This is a genomic window from Nocardioides alkalitolerans DSM 16699, from assembly GCF_000426525.1.
GTDB classification, from domain to species: Bacteria; Actinomycetota; Actinomycetes; order Propionibacteriales; family Nocardioidaceae; genus Nocardioides; species Nocardioides alkalitolerans.
Genome location: NZ_AUFN01000016.1, coordinates 97,495 through 115,598, shown reverse-complemented (window position 1 = coordinate 115,598; position 18,104 = coordinate 97,495). Strand labels below are relative to the sequence as shown.

The following is an 18,104-nucleotide window of genomic DNA, read 5'->3' as shown; positions in this document are numbered from 1 at the left end:
GGCGCCCGCCCCGTACGACGGAACGGGCGCCTCGCCCTGCTCATCAAATGAGACCCCCGTGCTCAGCTGACTGGCAGGTAGACGACCTTCGGGATCTCGAAGCGGCCGATGTGATCCGAGATGACGTTGGCCGCACGCCGGTCTTCGCCGTCGAGGTAGGTCTCGTTCTGGCCGGTGAAGTCACCGTCGACGCTGACGCCCCAGACGAACCGGTGACCCGGGATGTCTGCCACGGCGAACTCCACCTTGAAGCCAGCGGCGCGGCGCAGCGTGACGATCCTCCGCCAGTACTCGAGGAACGGCACCCAATGCCCCTGCTTCACCTCGTAGACCTTGAGCTCGACGGTGGGGCCGTCGGCCAGCTCAGCGAGCGTCCGCGGCGGTGGTGGCGGCGCGCTCGCGCGCGGCCGGGCCGGCAGGTCTGCGGACGCGGCCACGGCGTCGTACCGTGTACCGGCCCACAGGCAGTGGACCAGGTCGGGGTACTTGCCGAGGTAGAACCGTTCTCCCAAGTCGAATCCGCGCTCGTAGCGGTGGACCCAGATGAGGCGATGGTGCGCGACGTCGGCTGCGGCGAACAGGACCGTGAAGCCCGCGGGTCGGAAGCTCGCGAAGGTCTCCTGGAACGCACGCACCGCGTCGTCCATGCGCCCAGGTTGGACGTCGTACAGCATCACCTCGATCGTGGAGCCGTCCTCGACGACTCCGAGGTCGTCCGATGACTCGACCATGGTGATCTCCTAGCGGGGTTGGTGACGTGGGCGAGACGTCAGGGAACGAGGACGATGCGGCCACGGAGCCCGCCACGCTCAAGGAGCCGATGCGCCTCCGCAGCCGAGGCAAGCGGAAGGCGACAGGCAACTCTCGTCGTCATCCGGCCAGCCTCCGCGTGCCCGACGATCTCGTCGAGCAGACCCGGCCGCTCGACGGCTGTGGAGACCCTCACGAAGCGCACGTCCACGCGGCTCTCCTCGAAGTCAGGAGGCCGGAGAACGGCGACTGTGCCTCCGTCCGACACGGCTGGCAGGACCTCGGGTCCCTGGACGGAGCCGTCGAGGAGACCTGGTACGCCGTCTGGCTCCAGGTCCCTCACGGACTCGGCGAAACTCGAGCCGCGCGGCACTATCCGATCGGCTCCGAAACTGCGGACGAGCTCCTCGTCGGCCTTGGAGGCGTCGGCGACCACCCGGAGTCCCCGCGCCTTGGCCAGCTGGATCGCGTACCCGCCGACAGCGCCTGCCGCACCGGTGACGGCGAGGACCGCCCCAGGCCGCAACGCGAGGGCGTCCAACGCGAGGATGGCCGTGAGGCCGTTCATCGGCAACGTCGCGGATGAGACCAGGTCGATCGAGACGGGGGCTCGCGCGACCTGGGTCGCGGGCACCGCGACCAGCTCGTCGTACGCTCCTCTGTCCTGGGAGGGCAGGACGAGAGCGACGACGCGGTCACCCACGTGCAGGTCGACCCCGGCACCCACCTGCTCGATCGTTCCCGAGGCGTCCATTCCCACTCCGTACGGGCCGTCGGGCGGCACGCGCCAGGCGGCGGCGCCCGATCGGCGCATGGTGTCGGTGGGGTTGACGGTTCTCGCCGCGACCCTCAGCACCACCTCTCCCGGCCCGGGCTCCGGGTCGGGCACCTCCGTCATGCGCAGTACCTCGGGTCCGCCACTGCCATGCACTCTCACGGCCCGCATGTGCTCACCTCCTGGTGACCGAGGGCGACCTGCAGCGGGGCGAGGGGCGCACCCACCTCGTACACGTCGCCGAACAGACTGACCCCGTCCCACGTCAACCGCGGAAGGGGTACGTGGAGGATGCCGGCGTCGACGTGGTGCTCGACGAATGCCGCGATCACCGGTCGTCCGTCAGCGCCGTTCCCAGCTTGTCGCACGGACAACGTGCTGCGCCCTTCACCGACCAGGTGGAGATGCGGGTCGCGCACCTGAACGCGGAGAGCACCGCCATGTCCCCACCAGCTGATGGCCCCCGTGAAGGCATAGGTCACGCTGGTCCTTCCAGCAGCCGGCGCGATAGGGGCCCCGGGGTCGGCAGGGAACTCCACCGCTCCCCCGGATGACAACGTGACACCGCTCCACTCCTCACGGCCGTCGGGCAGATCGGCCACGTACTGCCGGAAGCTCGGGCGCACCGCCCAGGACAGCACGACGCCCGTCGGGGAGTTCATGCAGCTCCGTGGCCGGCGACCTCAGGCCTGAAGGCGTCGCGCAACCGCGTCGTCGGGTCGGTCACCAGGTTCGGGTCCACCCGCGCCCCGAGGACATGGCGTGCGTCGACGTAGTCCTTCATGGCGTTGACGGCATCGACGGCGCAGACCCGCCCCCCGCGCAGGTAGACGACCGTCAGGGATCCCGGTGCCGGTCCGCGGCGGACCAGGGTTTCGTCGTGACCCGAGACCAGCCCGATGGTCTTGATCTTGAGGTTCACCTGGTTGGACCAGAAGTAAGGGACCACCGAGTAGGTCGCCTCTTCGCCCAGGATGGTCTGGGCGACCACGTCACCTTGCTCGACGGCGTTCTGGAGCGACTCCAGCCGCATCCGCGCCCCGTCTTCTGTCGGGAAGCAGGTGCAGTCCCCGGCGGCGTAGACGTCAGGCAGGCTGGTGCGACCTCGCAGGTCGATCTCGACGCCGTTGCTGCAGCGTGCCCCGGCGTCAGCCAGCACGGAGCTGGCCGGTCGGATTCCGACGGAGATGAGGACGACGTCCGCCGCGAGCTCACGGCCGTCGCCGAGCACCACCCCACCGGCCCGGCCACCGCGGTCCATCACACCGACGACGGTGGCGTCCAGTTCGATCGTGACGCCGCTGGCGAGATGGTGCTGGCGAACGTGTTCGGCGACGTCGGCGCCGGTCACCCTCGACAGGAGCCGCGACTGCGCCTCCACCACGCTGACCTCAGCGCCAGCATGGACGCTCGCACTGGCAGCCTCGAGCCCGACGTACCCGCCACCGATGACGACGACCCGTGCGCCCGGACCGATCTCCCGCTTGAACTGGGCAGTGTCGGCAAGCGTGCGTAGCTCGTGCACTCCCGGCAGATCGGCGCCTGTGAGCCCGATCCGCAGCGGCTCGGCCCCGGCAGCCCAGACGAGGGTGCCGTAGCTGTAACGGACGCCGTGCTGCGTGGAGACGACGTGTGCCTCAGCATCGACCGCCGTGACGCGGTGCCCGAGGAGGAGGCTGACCCCGGGCGCCTCCCAGAACGACGCAGGCCGCAGGAGGAGCTCGTGCTCGTCGACCTCGCCCGACAGGTAGCCCTTCGTGAGGGGCGGGCGCTGGTACGGGTGGTGCAGCTCGGCCGAGAGCACGCCGACACTGCCCTCGTACTTTCCGGCCAATCCCGCCGCGACCTGCACCGCGGCATGGCCCCCACCGACGATCAGGACATCGAACCGGGCCGGGGCGTCTTCGGCAGAAGACGTCACTGCGGAACCTCGACGGTCACCTCTGCCGTCGACTGGGTCAGCTTCAGCTGGCAGCTCAACCGACTCGTGTCCCGGACCGCGTCAGCGAGCTCGAGCAGGTCTTCCTCGTCCGCAGAGATCCGCTTGAACCCGCTCTGGTCCTCGCAGTAGACATGGCAGGTCGCGCAGGACATGTCGCCGCCGCACTCCCCCACGATCCCGGGGATGTTCGCCTGTACGGCGACTTGCATGATGCTCTCGCCCGGCTCACCGGAAACGATGCGGTCCTCGGCGGGCAGGCGGAACGTGATCTTGGTCATGGGTGAACTCCGGGTTAGCGGCGGACGACGCCGTGGTGAGTCAAGGGCAGGGTGTGCAGACCGTTGCCGTTGTAGTCGGCGAGGAAGGACGGCGCGCCCGCGATCGCCAGCTCGGGGAAGGCATTCAGGAACCGCGGGAAGAAGCGTGCCATCTCCAAGCGGAGGAGGTTGCGCCCGAGGCACTTATGGATGCCGTGCCCGAGCCCGAGGTGCTCGGTCCGCTCGCGGGCGATGTCGAAGCGATCCGCGTCGGGCCACACGGACTCGTCGCGGTTGCCCGAGGCGATGAACAACATGACCCAGTCGCCGGCTCGCATCTCCTTGCCGCGAAACTCCAGGTCTTCGTTGGCGACGCGCAGGATCATCCGGGAAGGACTACCCCATCGGAGAACTTCCTCGACCGCGTCGGCCGCTCGACTCTCGTCCGCCACGAGGAGGTCGCGCTGGTCGGGGTTCTCGAGGAATTGCCAGATCCCAGTTCCGAGACCGTTGCGTGTCGTCTGCAGGGAACCGGCGATCAGGGTGCTGAACCAGCTGCGGACCTCGTGCAGGCTGAGCCGCTCGCCGTCGATCTTCACCGACCCGATGACGGTCGCCATGTCGTCCCGCGGCTCGTCACGGCGCGCCTGAGCAAGTCGGGCGGAGTAGTTGTCGACCACGCGGCGTCCGACCTTGGCGGTCTTGACCGGGTCACCGTCGATCGTGAACGCGGGGTTCGCGGGCATGGTGTAACGGTTGACGGAGAGCTGCAGCTCGTCCCAGTCCTCGCGCGGGACCCCGAGCAGAGCGAAGATGATGCGCATCGGGAGCTGGGCAGCGACGTCGGTGACGAAGTCGAACTGCTCCTTCTCGGCCACCTCGGCGATCAGGTCATCGACGTTCTCGTCGATCATCGCCGTCAGCCGAGCGATCGCCGGCACCGAGAAGTGCTTGTTCATGGGGCGGCGGTAGAGCCCGTGCACCGGCGGGTCGAGGTAGGGAGGGGTGACGTCGAGACCCATCGCGTGCAGCTCTTCGGGAGGGTGCCGCTTGGCCGCACGCGGCGGGACGGTGCCGAGGCGACTGCTGAAGAGGTCCCAGCGCTCCCAGACCTCGCGGATCGCCTCGTAGGAGAAGACCCCCCAGTACGGGTGACCGTATCGTCGGTCCTCCACCCAGTGCACCGGGTCCTCGTGGCGCAGCGTTCGAAAGGTCGGGTGCCAATCGTTGCGGGCGTACCACGCGGGATCCATCAGCAGGTCGTCCACGCTCGTGGCGTTGGTCGTCATCTCAGCTCCTCGCACGCTCGACGACCACCAACGGGATGGTGATCCAGAGCACAACTAGTGTCACCGGGCGAAGTTTGCTTGTCAACTCGCAAACTTCGCGCCGATCTTGGTGTCGCAGGTTCACCGCTTGCGACGTTACGCCCAGGGCCCCGTGGAGGCGTCGGGTGCCGAACGGAACAGCTCCCAGGAGTAGTCGTTGGCCGTCCCGCCGCGATTGCGGTCCGGGAGTGCCGACATCTTCTCCTCGTCGCCCTCCGCGGAGCTCCACTGCCGACGCCAGTCGAACACGACGACGCGGTGGAGGACCCTCCACACGTTCCCTCGCTTCTCGAAGCGATCGTTGTAGCGGCCGCCGAGCACGTACTCGATGCCCTGCTCGAGAAGTCGGTGGTGGGCGACGAATTGAGTCTCGACGTTCGCCCGGGTACCGGCTAGCTCGATGTGGTGCTGCCCGAAGACGTGCTGCATCCGGAAGAGGGGCCAGTTCGCCTGGACGAACTCGACGAACTGCGCCGGCGTTCCCTCGTGCGACCCGTGGGCGTCCCACCCCTCGGGCCAGTAGGCGTCTCGAACCAGGTCGGCGTCCTGACGGTCGATGCCGCGTGCGTACTGCGCCATCGCCTCACGGATCGCCTCGCGATCGAGGAGCTCGTCAATGGTCATGTCGTCCTTCTCCGTTCCGTTACGTCCGTCCAGCCGGCGCGTGCCGGCTAGACGGTCAAGGAAGGCCAAAGTCCATCGGCCCCAGTGCCGACCACACGAGCGCCCAGCTGCGCTGCCCGTGTCCCGGCTCCCCCGCCCTCGTCACGCCAGCTCCAGATCCTGGTCGTGCTCGACCGGAGGCTGTGCTCCTCGGTGAACCCGATGGCACCGTGGACCTGGTGAGCAGTACGCGCGACGGTGCTGGCAGCCGCGCTGACCGCGACCATCGCCGCAGTGGCGGCCGACCCTCCGTGCTCCGCGTCGCGGTCCAGAGCTGCGGCTGCCGCCTCGGCGGACACCTTGCACAGCAGCACTTCGCCCGCCATGGCAGCGAGGTACTGCTGCACCGTCTGGAACCGGTTGATCGAGCGACCGAACTGCTGGCGCTCCGAGGCGTACGCGGTGGACAGCTCGAACGCGCGCCGCGCCGCGCCGGCCATGAGAGCCGCGCGGACGAGCGCGGTCCTGGCCGCGAACGACTCGTCGTCGACGGGCGAGTCGTCCCGCAACGGGCGAATCTGCGCGTCGCCGATCGACGCGGTCTCGAACACGACGTCGTCACGTGGCTCGCCGGCGAGGTTGGCGCCGTGGTGGATCTCGTACTGGCCGGGATGGAGAAGCATCACGTTGCGACCAGCGAGCACCACGAGATGGTCCGCACAACGGCCCCACGGAACGCGGGCTATGCGGCCGTCCAGCACGAGGTCATCGCCCGCACGCGAGATGCCGAGCTCGGCTCCTGCCACGGCGGCGGTCATGACCCCGCCGGGGATCTCCGCTCCGCACTCCGACAGCAGCCAGCCCGCCAGCAACGCGTTCTCGCCGAACGGGACTGCTGCCGACTCCGCGCCGAGAACCTCGAGGACACCGACGGTCGTGGCCAGGTCGCCCCCCGCACCCCCACGATCCTCGGGGACCGGGAGCAGCAGGACGCCGATGTCGTCGAGCGCCGACCACAGCTCGGCGTTCCAGGCTGGCCCTTCGCCCGGTCCGCCCGGACCGGTGGGAACCGACGGGTGTCGGCGGCAGGCGTCGGAGACCGCCTTCGTCAGGGCCTCGATGATCTCGTTCATGCCGAACCCACTGCTTTCGTGACGATCCCGCGCAGGATCTCGTTGGTGCCACCACGCAGGGTGAAGCCGGGGCTGTGGAGGACTGCCTCTGCGAGCATTCGAGGCAGCGCGTGCGCCGACGCGTAGTCGGGCTCCACATCGACCATCTCGCGGACAGCATCGATCAGGCTCCCCTCGAACTGGGTCCCGAGATCCTTCACGATCGACGCGCTGACTGCGGGGTCCTCGCCGAGCTGGAGCCGACCGGCGACGGCCAGGGACATCTGCCGCAGCGCCCAGAGCCGGGCGTACAGCTCGCCCAGGCGTGCCGGTGAGACCTGGGTGCCGCTCTCGGCGATCCACCGCATGGCCTCGACGAGCAGCGGGAGCGTCGACAAGATCCGTTCCGGCCCGCTGCGTTCGTTGCCCAGCTCGCTGGTCACCTGGCTCCATCCCGCACCGGGCTTGCCCAAGACGCGTGCGTCGGGCACGAAGGTGTCCTTGAAGACGACCTCGTTGAAGTGGTGCTCTCCGGTGAGCAGTCGCACGCCCCGGACCTCGACGGTCGGGTCCGGCAGCTCGACGATGACCTGGGTGAGCCCCGCGTGGCGGTTCTCGGTGGGGGCCTCGGTGCGGATCAGAGCGATCATCGCGTCGGCGTGATGCGCACCACTCGTCCAGATCTTCGTTCCGCGGATCTGCCAGCCGCCGTCCACGCGAGTTCCCCGGGTGCGCACGGACGCCAGGTCCGAACCGGTGTCGGGCTCGCTCATGCCGATGGCGAAGAAGACCTCGCCGCGGGCGATGCGTGGCAGGAAGGCCTCACGCTGCTCCTCCGTACCGAAGTTGAGCAGCGCCTGTCCGGATTGCCGATCAGCGATCCAGTGCGCCGCGACGGGCGCACCCGCCGCCAACAGCTCCTCGGTCACGACGAACCGAGCGAGCGCACCAGCATCCGACCCGCCGTACTGGCGGGGGTAGGTCATGCCGAGCCAACCGCGCTCGCCGAGCCGGCGACTGAATGCCGGATCCCATCCGGCCAGCCACTGGTCGACATGCGGTGTCACCCGGCCGCTCTCGATCTCGTCGTGCAAAAACGCGCGCACCTCGCGGCGCAGCTCCTCGAGCTCCGCCGGCAGCTCGACGGGGTCGAGGTCGAGGAAGTTCTTGGCGGCCCGCACAGCCGAAGGGCCGCTCATGACAGCACCCAGCGACCCGTGTAGGCGGGCGGGTCGGTCTTGTCGAGGAACGCACGAAAAGCTGCGGGCGCGTCCTCGGTCGCGAAGTTGACCGCCTGCACCGTGGACTCGTTGCGGATCGCAGCCGCGAGGTCCAGACCGACGCCTTGGTTGAGCAGGCTCTTCGTCTGCTCCAGCGCGATCGGCGGAGAAGCGGCGAGCTGGCTGGCGAGGCCGTCGACGAACGCGTCGAGCTCGGCCGCGGGCTTCACCCACGTCACCAAGCCGATACGCTCCGCCTCCTCCGCGCCGATGACCTCCGCCAGGAAAGCGAGCCGCTTGGCCTGCTGAAGGCCCACGATCCGGGGTAGCAGCCACGATCCACCGAAGTCGATGGAGAGACCGCGACGGGTGAAGATCTCCGAGAAGCGAGCGCGGTCGGACGCGACGACCAGGTCGCAGGCGATCGCCATGTTGCAGCCGGCTCCGGCCGCCACGCCGTCCACCTTAGCGATGGTGGGCAGAGGAAGGTCGAACAGCGCCAGGGCCACGTCGCCGATGCGACGCAGCCGTGAGACCGGATGCTCGGCTTGTGAGCTCTTCGCGACGTCAGCACCGGCACAGAAGTCGCCGCCGGCTCCTTGGAGCACCAGGACGCGGGCGTCCGGGTCGTTGCGCAGCTGCTGGAGCAGCTCGGTCAACGTGCCCCACATGGCGCCGTCGACGGCGTTCTTGCGCTCCGGGCGGTTGAGCGTGAGTGTGGCGATCCCGTCCGAAGACGTGAGGACCACGGGTTCCTGCGGGTTCATAGGTTTCCTTCACCGACCCTCGTACTGCGGTTGCCGACGCTCGGCGAAGGCCGCGCGGGCCTCTTTGGAGTCTCGGGTGCCATGGATGACAGCAAAGTGCGACGAAATGAGGTCGAGCGAGGTCCGCAGATCGGTTCCGGCGGACTGCAGCGCAGCGCGCTTGATCATGGCGACGTTGAGGGGCGGTTGCCCGGCGAGCCGGTCGGCGAACGCCCGATAGGCGGCGACGAAGTCGGCGTCGTCGTGGACTTGGGTCGCCAGACCGATCCGCACCGCCTCGTCGGCATCGACGAAATCACCGGTCCAGAGCAGCTCCAGGGCCTTCTCCATGCCGACCAGACGCGGGAGGTAGTAACAGCCTCCGTCGCCGGGCACCAAGCCGACCGTGATGTAACCCTCGGACATCCGAGCCGACCGCGAGAGTATGCGGATGTCGCACATGAGCGCCATGTCCATGCCGGCACCCACGGCCACGCCGTTGACCGCGGCGATGATCGGCTTGTGAAGAGCTTCGACGGCGAGCGCGACTTGATGCACGCGCTCGGTCAGCATCGACTTCAGGGCCAGGGGTTCGTCGCCGACCTCCCGCAGAACTGAGAGGTCGACCCCCGAGCAGAAGGCGTCACCGGCACCGGTCAGGACGACCACACGGACATCCGGGTCGGTGCGCGCCGAGTGAAGTGCGGCCGCCCAGTCATCGATCATCTGGAGCGTGAACGCGTTCTTGACGTCGGGACGGTTCAGGAGGATGGTGCCGACGCCGTCCTGGACGGTGTATTCGAGGTCAGCCATCGGCGTCAGCGCGGTGCCATGCGCAGCGCGCCGTCGAGACGGATCGTCTCTCCGTTGAGGTAGGCGTTCTCGAGGATGTGCACGGCCAGCTGGCCGTACTCGTCCGGCGTGCCGAGACGCTGAGGGTTGGGGACGCTCGCCGCGAGACCCTCACGCACGTCGTCGCGCAGCCGCGCGAGGAGCGGGGTGTCCATGATGCCGGGGGCGATGGTGCAGACCCTGATCCCCTTGCTCGCCAGGTCGCGGGCGGCAGTGATGGTCATGCCCACGATGCCGGCCTTGGACGCGGTGTAGGGGATCTGGCCGATCTGGCCCTCGTACGCCGCGACCGAGGCCGTGAGGACGACCGCACCGCGCTCGCCGGCGACCGGCTCGTGCTTCGCCATCTCAGCAGCGCCGAGCCGCAGGGCGTTGAAGCTGCCGATCAGGTTGAGTCGGATGACGAACTCGAAGTCCTCGAGGGACCCGGGGTTGCCCTCCTTGTCCAGCAGCCGCAGCCGGCGGCCGGCACCGGCACAGTGCACGACGCCCCGGAGGGGGCCACGGGTGGCCGCGGTCGCCAGCGCGGCGGCGAAACCGACCTCGTCCGTGACGTCGCCGGGGGTGAAGAGCGCCCGCTCGCCGAGGTCGGACGCCGCGGCCTCGCCGTCCGACCCGGGCAGGTCGATCAGGGCGACCGTTGCGCCGCCGTCGATGAGCCGTCGCGCCGTCGCCAGCCCGAGACCCGAGGCACCACCCGTCACCGCGAAGACGGATCCCTCTACCTGCATGCTGTTCTCCTGTCTGTGGTCGCCGACGAACGTTGCGCCGGAGTAGTACGTCGTTGCGTGGGTGAGTTCACCGACGCGTTCGGCGGGGCCGAGTACCCCGCAGCTCAGCTCGAACCGGTCAGATCAGCTCGAGGATCGTGGCGTTGGCGAGACCACCGGCCTCACACATGGTCTGCAGGCCGTAACGAATGCCGTTGTCGCGCATGTGGTTGGCCAGCCGGGTCATCAGGATCGCGCCGGAGCCGCCCAAGGGGTGGCCGACCGAGATCGCGCCGCCCAGCGGGTTGAGCCGGTCCTCCTTGGCCCCCGTCTCCTCCAGCCACGCCAGCGGCACCGGCGCGAACGCCTCGTTGACCTCGAACGCGCCGATGTCGTCGATGGAGAGGCCGGCCTTCTTCAGCGCCAGCTCGGTGGCGCGGATCGGGGCGGTCAGCATGATGACCGGATCGTCGCCGGCCACCACGGAGGTGTGGATCCGAGCGATGGGGGTCAGGCCGCGCGACCGGGCGAGGTCGGAGGTCGTCAGCAGCAGCGCGCCGGCGCCGTCGGAGATCTGGGAGGCGTTGCCGGCGGAGACGACCCCGTTCTCCTTGAACGGGGTGGGGAGCGTTGCCAGCTTCTCGGGCGTGCCGCCGCGACGGATGCCCTCGTCGCTGTCCAGCCCGGCGAGCGGCACGAGCTGCGAGTCGAAGGCACCACCGTCGACGGCCTTCGCGGACAGCTCGTGCGAGCGCAGGGCGTACTCGTCGAGGCGGGTGCGGGAGAGACCCCAACGCTCCGCGATCATCTCAGCGCCGACGCCCTGGTTGAAGCCGTTGACCCCGTAGTGCTCGAGGACCGACTCGGGGACCGGCTGGGCACCCTGGGCCGAGCTGCCCATCGGCACGCGGGTCATCGACTCGACCCCACCGGCGACGGCGAAGTCGTAGTGACCGGCGATGACACCTGCGGCGGCGAAGCTGACGGCCTGCTGGCTCGAGCCGCAGGCGCGGTTGACCGAAGTAGCCGGAACGCTCTCGGGCCAGCCCGCGGCGAGCACGGCGTTCCGGCCGATGTTCCCGGCCTGCTCCGAGACCTGGCTGACGCACCCCCACACCACGTCGTCGATGCCGACGGGGTCGAAGCCGGTCCGCTCCTGGAGGGCTTCCAGGACGGCGGCCGAGAGCACAGCCGGGTGGACGTCGGCGTAGGCGCCATTGCGCTTGCCGATGGGGGTGCGAACCGCATCGACGATGACTGCGTCTCTCATGAACATCTCCTGCCACACATTGTTGTTTGTTGGCTAACAAGTCCTGATGAGACCACGATCGCACGTCCGGCGCAAGGGCCGTAGGCGTGGGTCTGGTCGGGACCTACTGCTTGGCGGTCTCGCCGCCGTCGATCACGTAGACCGCACCGGTGACGAACCGGGACGCAGGCGAGGAGAGGTAGCAGACCAGCGGTCCGATCTCGTCCGCCTCCGCCATCCGACGGGCGGGGATCTTCCGAACACGCTTGGCGAGGACGTCCGGGTTGCCGGTCACGTAGGCCTGCGCCTCGGTCGCGAACGCACCTGGGGCGATGGCGTTGACCTGGATGTCATGACGAGCCCACTCAGCGGCCAGCGCCTTGGTGAGCTGGATCGCCGCACCCTTCGAGGCGGAATAGGCGACGAGCTGCGCCTTGCCCAAGATGCCCGTCGTCGAGACGACATTGACGATCCGTCCTCCCGAGCCCGTCGCCACGAAGTGCCGGCCGGCGGCTTGCGACAGAACAGCGATCGACGCCACGTTCACCTCCATCGCCTCATCCAAGACCGCCATGTCCATCTCGAGGAAGTCAGCGGCCGGTGCGATCCCGGCGTTGTTGATGACGACATCGAGCCGGCCGAGCCGCTCGACCGCCACCTGGGCCAGTCCGGCCACCGCCGCGCGGTCCCGCATGTCGCACACGTACGACTGGATGCTTCCGGCGAAGCTCTCGCCGGCCAGGTCCTCCAGGCTGCTGGCGGTGCGGGCCACCGCCAGGACGTGCGCACCCTCGGAGGCGAGGGCTCGGGCCGCGGAGCGACCCAGGCCCTTGCTCGCCCCGGTCACGATCACTCCGAGGCCCTCGAGGCTCAAGTCCATGGTCGCGCTCCTTCGTTGGTGGTGGTCAGCGGCCCGTCCAGACGGGCGATCGCTTTTCGGTGAATGCCCGAGCGCCCTCGACCGCGTCGACCGAGGACCGCACGGGGTCGCACAGGTCGGACTGGCGGCTGAAGGCCTCCTCGGCGGTCCAGCTCGGGCTGTCCTGCAGGATCTGCTTCGTGGTCGCCACGGCCAGCGGTCCACAGACGGCGATCTCGGCGGCGAGCGCCTTCGCTGCCTGGAGCGCGGTGCCGGGCTCCACCACCTGGTTGATCAGGCCCAGGTTCGCAGCGTCGGCTGCAGAGATCTGCTTGCCGGTGAGCGCCAGCTCCATCGCCAGGTGGTAGGGCAGCCGACCGGGGAGCCTCAGCAGGCCGCCGCCAGCGGCGACGAGCCCGCGCTTGACCTCGGGCAACGCGAAGAAGGCGTTCTCGGCAGCCACGATCAGGTCGCACGCCAGCACGATCTCGAAGCCGCCCGCCACAGCCGGGCCATCGACCGCGGCGATGAGGGGCGTGCGCGGAGGAGCCTCGACGAGGCCCGCGAAGCCGCGCCCGGGCGTGACCGGCCGCTCGCCGCGGAGGAAGGCCTTGAGGTCCATGCCCGCGCTGAACGTGGGGCCGTTCGCCGCAATGATGCCGACCACCAGGTCGTCGCGCTCGTCGAGCTCGGTCACCGCAGCGTCGATGGCCGTGGCGAGCGCCAGGTTCACGGCGTTGCGTGCGGCGGGGCGGTTGAGGGTCATCGTGCGGATCCCATCCTCATCTGAGATGAGCAGCGGGGTGTCCGTGGAGTCCGTGGAGTTCATCGTTGTTCCTGATCGTGGAAGTGTCGTGGACAGGAGCCGAACCGGGTCACGAACCGGTCGGCATGTCGAGCCGGAGGAGGCGCACCAAGTTGTCGCCGAGGATTCCGGCTTCCTCGTCGGGCTCGAGACCGAGGGCGCGAATGGCAGCGATCTCGCTGGCCGGGTCCGTCATCGGCCAGTCCGAGCCGTACACGACGCGGTCGGCTCCGTGTCGGCGGATGATGCTCCGAACGCGGTCGGGTTCGAGGACGCCCATGCTCGGCGGCCAGGAGGTCTCGAGGTGGACGTTGATGCCGACCGACCACTTCTCGGCCTCGTCGAGCACCTCGTAGCCGCCATAGTGGGCGGCGATCAGGCGCAGGTCAGGGATGGCGTGCATCATCGCGTTGAGGCTTCGGGGCGCGCCCCGTTCGTTCTGTTGCGCCTCGCCGCCGGAACCGACGTGGGCGAGCACGGGAATGTCGTGCTCGGCAAGCGCGGTGAGGATCTCGCGGGTGCGCTCGTCGGCGAAGGCGACGGACTGGAACAGCGTGTGGAGCTTGACCCCCACCACTCCGTTCTCGTGCAGCGCGGCCAGGTTCTGGTCGACGGTCAGGTCGGGGTGCACGGTGCCGAACGGCACGAAGCGGGACCGGTCGACGCGCCCGATGAACTCGTTCGTGCGGGCGACGGTCTTGCCGGTGTTGGCGACCGCGAGCGTCAGGGCCATGTCGATGCCAGCGGCGTCCATGGTGCGCCGGAGGCCGTCGAGAGTGCCGTCGTGGACGGAGTCGAGTCCGACGGGTCTCTGGGCGAGCACCTGCCGGGCGATGGCGTCAGGCCAGACGTGGCAGTGGGCGTCGACGATCACGCGCGGTACTCCTTCAACAGCTGCTTCGAGAGCGAGTCGAGAAGAACCTCGGTGGCGCCCTCGTAGACACGCATAGGTCGGGCGGCGCGGTAGAGGCGCTCGATACGCGAGCCGCGGACCAACCCGAAACGACCCATGACCTGCACGCTGCGATCGACCACGCGCCCGGCCATCTCGGTCGCCGCGAGCTTGGCCATCGACGACAGGTGCAGGCTTCCCAGCGGATCCTTGGAGGCCGCCTCAGCGACTTGGTAGGTGAAGCTGCGGGCCATCTCGATCTCGGTCCACGACAGCGCCAGCTGCTGCGGCACGGGGCCCAGCCGCGACAGTGTCGTGCCGAACAGCTCACGGCCGTCCGCGTGCCTGATCGCGTCGTCGAGGGCGGCCTGCGCCGTGCCGAGGGCCGCGCCGGCCACCGAGACTCGGAATGTTGCCAGCGTGGCCAGGACCAGTGAGAAGCCCTTGCCAGGGACCCCGATCCGGTGGGACGCGGGGACTCGGACCTCATCGAAGGTGATGTCGCCAAGCACGTGCGGCGCGATGATCTGGTACGGGCGGGTCGTGGTCACGCCGGGGGTCTCAGCGGGCACGAGCACGAGGGAGTAGCCCTCGGAGCCGCCGTCCTGCTCCTTGCCCAGCACGCAGTAGAAGCTGGCGTCACCACCGTTCGTGATGAAGCTCTTCACGCCGTTGACGACGACTTCGTCGCCGTCGGTCACGACCGTGGTGGCCAGCGCCTTGAGGTCCGAGCCGACGTCGGGCTCGGTCAGCGCCAAGGCAGCGATCGCCTCGACCGAGGCGACCTGCGGGAGCCATCGCTGCTTCAGCTCTTCGGTGCCACCCACCGAGATGGCGTAGCTGCCGATGCCCTGCATCGCGAACATGGAGTCGAGGTGGCTGGACGACGCCGCCAGCTGCTCGCGGATGACGGTCACCGCCAGGGAATCCGGAGCGGGGAGCAGTCCGCCGTACTCCGCCGGGACCTGGACGGTAGCCAGGCCACTCGCCTGCAGCAGGCGACGGACGTCAGGATCGGTGGTGTCGCTCTCGTCGGCACGATCCGCGAGGGGATCGCACAGGTCGGCCAGCTTGCGGGCTCGCTCCTGCAGGTCGAGGTGCGCGTCGCTCAGCGCCGGGAACCGCGGCCTCACAGGCGCACCGCCACGAACTTGGTCTGGGTGTAGTGCTTCAAGGCCTCCATGCCCTTCTCGCGGCCGTAGCCGCTGTTCTTGACGCCCCCGAACGGACCTTCCACCAGGCCGGTGAGCCAGTCGTTGACGTAGACCTGCCCTGCCTCCAGCTGCGCCGCCACGCGGTGCGCGCGAGCGACGTCGCCGGTCCAGATGCCGGCGGCCAGGCCGAACTCGGAGTCGTTGGCGATGGCCACCGCCTCGTCCTCGGTGTCGAAGCGCAGCACCGCCAACACTGGTCCGAAGACCTCTTCACGGGCGATCGACATCGTGTTGACGACATCGGTGTAGACCGTGGGCTCGATGAGCCAGCCGTCCCCCACGGACGCGCCGCCCGCAGCGAGAGTGGCGCCGTCGTTGCGGGCGACCTCGAAATAAGACTGCACCTTCGTGAACTGGTCCTCAGTGGTCATCTGCCCGTAGGACTCACCAGGGCGGACCCGACCGACCTGATCGAGCAGCAGGGCGACGAACTCCTCGTGGATCTCGTTCGCGACGAGCAGTCGAGTACCCGCGCTGCACACCTGACCGGCATTCGCGGTGAAGGCGCGCACCGCACCGGCGGCCGCTGCCTCGAGATCGGCGTCGGCAAAGACGATGTTGGCGGACTTGCCGCCGAGCTCGAGCGTCAGGGGCAGCACCCGTTCGGCCGCGACCTTGCCGATCTCGCGTCCGGCGCGCAGCGAGCCGGTGAAGGCGAGCTTGCGCACATCGGGATGCTCGACGAGCGGTTGCCCGACGGCCAAGCCGGTTCCGGTGACGACGTTGAGGACGCCGGAAGGCAGACCGGCGCTCGAGGCGATGCGCGCCAGCTCGAGGGTGGTCGTCGAGGTGAACTCCGACGGCTTGACCACGACCGTGTTCCCGGCGAGGAGCGCTGGGGCGATCGCGCGCGCCGCTTGGTTGAGCGGCGCGTTCCACGGCGTGATGACGCCGATGACCCCGTAGGGCTCGTAGGTCGTGTAACCGTGCAGGCCGGGACCGAGGTCGATGACCTCGCCGGCCGGCAGGTTGGCCAGACCGGCGTAGAAGTCGAAGTAGTTGGCGGCGGCCTCGATCTCGCGTAGTGACTGGGGCCCGGGCTTGCCGGCCTCGGCTCCCTCGAGCTCGGCGAGCATGTGCTTCTCAGCGCGGAGGGCGTCGGCGATCGCGGTCAGCAGCCGGCCACGCGCGCCCGGCTTGCGCTCGCGCCAGCCCCGGAATGCCGCAGCGGCGGCGGCGACGGCGGAGTCGGTGTCCTCACGGGTTCCGGAAGCGATCTGCGCCACGGTTTCCCCTGTCCACGGGGAGGTCGAGGCGATCTGCTCGACCGCCGTCGTGGACACCTCGGCGCCGTCGATCCAGTGGCCGTAGCTCTTCACTGTGCGCTCCTGCCCATCGACGTCACGTCACATGTCCGATACATGCCGCCAGCATGCCGTACATATTTCTTTTGTCAACCAACAAGTTTCCTCTTCCATCTCATCGCGCCCTCCGTAAGACTGGTCCCTCACCCCGTCGTCGACGCCGTCACCGTCCGACGAGTGCGGGTGCTGACGGCGACCCCCCTTCGGTGCAGGCGCGCCGTCAGCTCGCGAACGATCAGCAGAGGATGAGTTTGTGAACTTCGACGACACCCCCGAGCAGGCTCGGCTGCGCGCCGAGGTGCGCCAGTTCCTGGCGGCGCACCATGACGAGCTGGCTCACGGCGATGGCGCCTACCTCGAGGAGCCGGGGCACGAACGGGTCGACGAGCTGCGTCGCACCCAGGCCGTGCTCTTCGATGCGGGTTACATGGGTCTCACCTGGCCCGAGGAGTACGGCGGCGGTGGTGGCACCAACGCCCAGCAGGCGGTGATCAACGAGGAGCTGCACCGCGCGCGGGTCGCCGGACCGGTCGGTCACGTCGGTCTCGGAATGTGCGGCCCCACGATTCTGCGTCACGGCAGCGAAGACCAGAAGCAGCGCTACATCCGGCGCCTCCTGCGTGCCGACGACATGTGGTGCCAGCTGTTCAGCGAACCCGGTGGCGGCAGCGACCTGGCCGCGCTGCGGACCAAAGCCACCCGTCACGACGACGGCTGGCACGTCCAGGGTCAGAAGGTCTGGACGACGCTGGCCCAGCATTGCCGATTCGGGATCCTCCTTGCGCGCACCAACCCCGAGGCAGCACGCCACCGTGGGCTCACGATGTTCGTCATCGACATGGAAGCCCCCGGCGTCACCGTACGACCGCTGCGCCAGATGAACGGTCACCACAGCTTCAACGAGGTGTTCCTCGACGATGTCGTCATCGCGGACTCCGAGCGCCTCGGCGACGTGGACGACGGCTGGAGAGTTGCCCTGACCACCCTGATGAACGAGCGGATGGCTGTGGGCGGCGGTGGCGGTGAACTCGGGGTGCGCAGCGATGTCCTGGTGTCGCACGCCAACCGCTTGCTGCCTCGCCTCAGCGAGGAGCGCCGAGTGCTGGCCGTCGAGGCGCTGGGACGCGTCCTGGTCGAGTCCCTGGCGGCGCGTTACTCCGGTTACCGCCTCCAGACGACCCTTGAGAAGGGCGAGCATCCCGGCCCGGAGTCCAGCGCCGGCAAGCTGACGGCCGTTCGCGTGGCGCATGCCACGGCCGACCTCGGCCTACGCCTGCTGGGCGAGGATGCGGTGCTGGCGCGCTCACGCGACGGCGACTGGCGGTGGGCTTCCGCCGCGGCGTCCACCCCGGGCATCGCCTTGGCCGGCGGGACGGACGAGATCTTGCGCAACATCGTCGGCGAACGAGTCCTCGGTCTGCCGCCGGATCGTCCGCGAACGCCGGCTGCAGCAACCGCCACCCCGATCGCCGAGAGCAGGTAAGAG

The 18,104-nt window shown here is 69.0% G+C and carries 19 protein-coding genes; 1 reads left to right on the top strand and 18 read right to left on the bottom strand.

The features are described from left to right. Positions 1 to 62: 62 nt before the first annotated feature. The 18 genes from K329_RS29710 to K329_RS0115760 all read right to left on the bottom strand — a co-directional run bounded on the left by K329_RS29710 (position 63) and on the right by K329_RS0115760 (position 16,633). Entirely contained in the window at positions 63 to 674 is a 612-nt protein-coding gene (locus K329_RS29710) for a hypothetical protein (RefSeq protein WP_157571774.1), read from the bottom strand. 95 nt (positions 675 to 769) lie between these two features. Then, on the bottom strand, positions 770 to 1,648 hold the full coding sequence (locus K329_RS0115840) for an NADP-dependent oxidoreductase (RefSeq protein ID WP_211225886.1): 879 nt from the start codon (positions 1,646 to 1,648) through the stop codon (positions 770 to 772). 35 nt (positions 1,649 to 1,683) lie between these two features. Beyond that, entirely contained in the window at positions 1,684 to 2,187 is a 504-nt protein-coding gene (locus K329_RS0115835; protein ID WP_028473820.1) for an HtaA domain-containing protein, read from the bottom strand. Beyond that, entirely contained in the window at positions 2,184 to 3,446 is a 1,263-nt protein-coding gene (locus K329_RS27255; protein WP_052336984.1) for an NAD(P)/FAD-dependent oxidoreductase, read from the bottom strand. Before K329_RS27255 ends, K329_RS0115835 begins: the two co-directional genes overlap by 4 nt. Further along, positions 3,443 to 3,745, bottom strand: a complete 303-nt coding sequence (locus K329_RS0115825) for a 2Fe-2S iron-sulfur cluster-binding protein (RefSeq protein ID WP_028473819.1) — start codon at positions 3,743 to 3,745, stop codon at positions 3,443 to 3,445. The genes K329_RS27255 and K329_RS0115825 overlap by 4 nt, the downstream gene beginning before the upstream one ends. A 14-nt stretch (positions 3,746 to 3,759) precedes the next feature. Then, positions 3,760 to 4,992 carry a cytochrome P450 gene (locus tag K329_RS0115820; protein ID WP_169721606.1) on the bottom strand — a complete coding sequence of 411 codons (1,233 nt, stop codon included), beginning with the start codon at positions 4,990 to 4,992 and terminating at the stop codon, positions 3,760 to 3,762. Between the two features lie 156 nt (positions 4,993 to 5,148). Next, complete coding sequence (locus tag K329_RS27250) at positions 5,149 to 5,676, bottom strand: nuclear transport factor 2 family protein (protein WP_052336983.1); 528 nt, start codon at positions 5,674 to 5,676, stop codon at positions 5,149 to 5,151. Between the two features lie 47 nt (positions 5,677 to 5,723). Then, a complete protein-coding gene (locus tag K329_RS27245; RefSeq protein ID WP_052336982.1) occupies positions 5,724 to 6,788 on the bottom strand; it encodes an acyl-CoA dehydrogenase family protein in 1,065 nt (354 codons plus the stop codon). Continuing rightward, positions 6,785 to 7,966: an acyl-CoA dehydrogenase family protein gene (locus K329_RS0115805; protein WP_052336981.1), complete on the bottom strand. Its 1,182-nt coding sequence runs from the start codon at positions 7,964 to 7,966 to the stop codon at positions 6,785 to 6,787. Before K329_RS0115805 ends, K329_RS27245 begins: the two co-directional genes overlap by 4 nt. Beyond that, positions 7,963 to 8,754, bottom strand: a complete 792-nt coding sequence (locus tag K329_RS0115800) for an enoyl-CoA hydratase/isomerase family protein (RefSeq protein WP_028473816.1) — start codon at positions 8,752 to 8,754, stop codon at positions 7,963 to 7,965. Before K329_RS0115800 ends, K329_RS0115805 begins: the two co-directional genes overlap by 4 nt. A 9-nt stretch (positions 8,755 to 8,763) precedes the next feature. Continuing rightward, the gene (locus K329_RS0115795; protein ID WP_028473815.1) at positions 8,764 to 9,546 is read right to left on the bottom strand and encodes an enoyl-CoA hydratase/isomerase family protein; all 783 of its coding nucleotides are present in this window, start codon (positions 9,544 to 9,546) and stop codon (positions 8,764 to 8,766) included. 5 nt (positions 9,547 to 9,551) lie between these two features. After that, positions 9,552 to 10,316, bottom strand: a complete 765-nt coding sequence (locus tag K329_RS0115790; protein WP_028473814.1) for an SDR family NAD(P)-dependent oxidoreductase — start codon at positions 10,314 to 10,316, stop codon at positions 9,552 to 9,554. 118 nt (positions 10,317 to 10,434) lie between these two features. Further along, complete coding sequence (locus tag K329_RS0115785) at positions 10,435 to 11,565, bottom strand: thiolase family protein (RefSeq protein WP_028473813.1); 1,131 nt, start codon at positions 11,563 to 11,565, stop codon at positions 10,435 to 10,437. A 103-nt stretch (positions 11,566 to 11,668) separates the two neighbouring features. Beyond that, positions 11,669 to 12,424, bottom strand: a complete 756-nt coding sequence (locus K329_RS0115780; RefSeq protein WP_028473812.1) for an SDR family NAD(P)-dependent oxidoreductase — start codon at positions 12,422 to 12,424, stop codon at positions 11,669 to 11,671. Positions 12,425 to 12,449: 25 nt separating this feature from the next. Next, positions 12,450 to 13,232, bottom strand: a complete 783-nt coding sequence (locus tag K329_RS0115775; RefSeq protein WP_028473811.1) for a crotonase/enoyl-CoA hydratase family protein — start codon at positions 13,230 to 13,232, stop codon at positions 12,450 to 12,452. A gap of 46 nt (positions 13,233 to 13,278) precedes the next feature. After that, on the bottom strand, positions 13,279 to 14,082 hold the full coding sequence (locus tag K329_RS0115770) for an amidohydrolase family protein (protein ID WP_028473810.1): 804 nt from the start codon (positions 14,080 to 14,082) through the stop codon (positions 13,279 to 13,281). Beyond that, positions 14,079 to 15,233 carry an acyl-CoA dehydrogenase family protein gene (locus tag K329_RS0115765; RefSeq protein ID WP_211225885.1) on the bottom strand — a complete coding sequence of 385 codons (1,155 nt, stop codon included), beginning with the start codon at positions 15,231 to 15,233 and terminating at the stop codon, positions 14,079 to 14,081. The genes K329_RS0115770 and K329_RS0115765 overlap by 4 nt, the downstream gene beginning before the upstream one ends. Further along, positions 15,230 to 16,633 carry an aldehyde dehydrogenase family protein gene (locus K329_RS0115760; RefSeq protein ID WP_028473808.1) on the bottom strand — a complete coding sequence of 468 codons (1,404 nt, stop codon included), beginning with the start codon at positions 16,631 to 16,633 and terminating at the stop codon, positions 15,230 to 15,232. The genes K329_RS0115765 and K329_RS0115760 overlap by 4 nt, the downstream gene beginning before the upstream one ends. 238 nt (positions 16,634 to 16,871) lie before the next feature. Between K329_RS0115760 and K329_RS0115755 the strand changes: the two genes are divergently transcribed. Beyond that, positions 16,872 to 18,101: an acyl-CoA dehydrogenase family protein gene (locus K329_RS0115755; protein ID WP_028473807.1), complete on the top strand. Its 1,230-nt coding sequence runs from the start codon at positions 16,872 to 16,874 to the stop codon at positions 18,099 to 18,101. Positions 18,102 to 18,104: the final 3 nt, after the last annotated feature.

Bases quoted from the DNA above. Each gene is read 5' to 3' on its own strand.
- K329_RS29710 (WP_157571774.1), bottom strand. From the start codon at position 674: ATGCTGTACGACGTCCAACCTGGGCGCATGGACGACGCGGTGCGTGCG.
- K329_RS0115840 (WP_211225886.1), bottom strand. From the start codon at position 1,648: ATGACGGAGGTGCCCGACCCGGAGCCCGGGCCGGGAGAGGTGGTGCTG.
- K329_RS0115835 (WP_028473820.1), bottom strand. From the start codon at position 2,187: ATGAACTCCCCGACGGGCGTCGTGCTGTCCTGGGCGGTGCGCCCGAGC.
- K329_RS0115825 (WP_028473819.1), bottom strand. From the start codon at position 3,745: ATGACCAAGATCACGTTCCGCCTGCCCGCCGAGGACCGCATCGTTTCC.
- K329_RS27250 (WP_052336983.1), bottom strand. From the start codon at position 5,676: ATGACCATTGACGAGCTCCTCGATCGCGAGGCGATCCGTGAGGCGATG.
- K329_RS27245 (WP_052336982.1), bottom strand. From the start codon at position 6,788: ATGAACGAGATCATCGAGGCCCTGACGAAGGCGGTCTCCGACGCCTGC.
- K329_RS0115805 (WP_052336981.1), bottom strand. From the start codon at position 7,966: ATGAGCGGCCCTTCGGCTGTGCGGGCCGCCAAGAACTTCCTCGACCTC.
- K329_RS0115800 (WP_028473816.1), bottom strand. From the start codon at position 8,754: ATGAACCCGCAGGAACCCGTGGTCCTCACGTCTTCGGACGGGATCGCC.
- K329_RS0115795 (WP_028473815.1), bottom strand. From the start codon at position 9,546: ATGGCTGACCTCGAATACACCGTCCAGGACGGCGTCGGCACCATCCTC.
- K329_RS0115790 (WP_028473814.1), bottom strand. From the start codon at position 10,316: ATGCAGGTAGAGGGATCCGTCTTCGCGGTGACGGGTGGTGCCTCGGGT.
- K329_RS0115785 (WP_028473813.1), bottom strand. From the start codon at position 11,565: ATGAGAGACGCAGTCATCGTCGATGCGGTTCGCACCCCCATCGGCAAG.
- K329_RS0115780 (WP_028473812.1), bottom strand. From the start codon at position 12,424: ATGGACTTGAGCCTCGAGGGCCTCGGAGTGATCGTGACCGGGGCGAGC.
- K329_RS0115775 (WP_028473811.1), bottom strand. From the start codon at position 13,232: ATGAACTCCACGGACTCCACGGACACCCCGCTGCTCATCTCAGATGAG.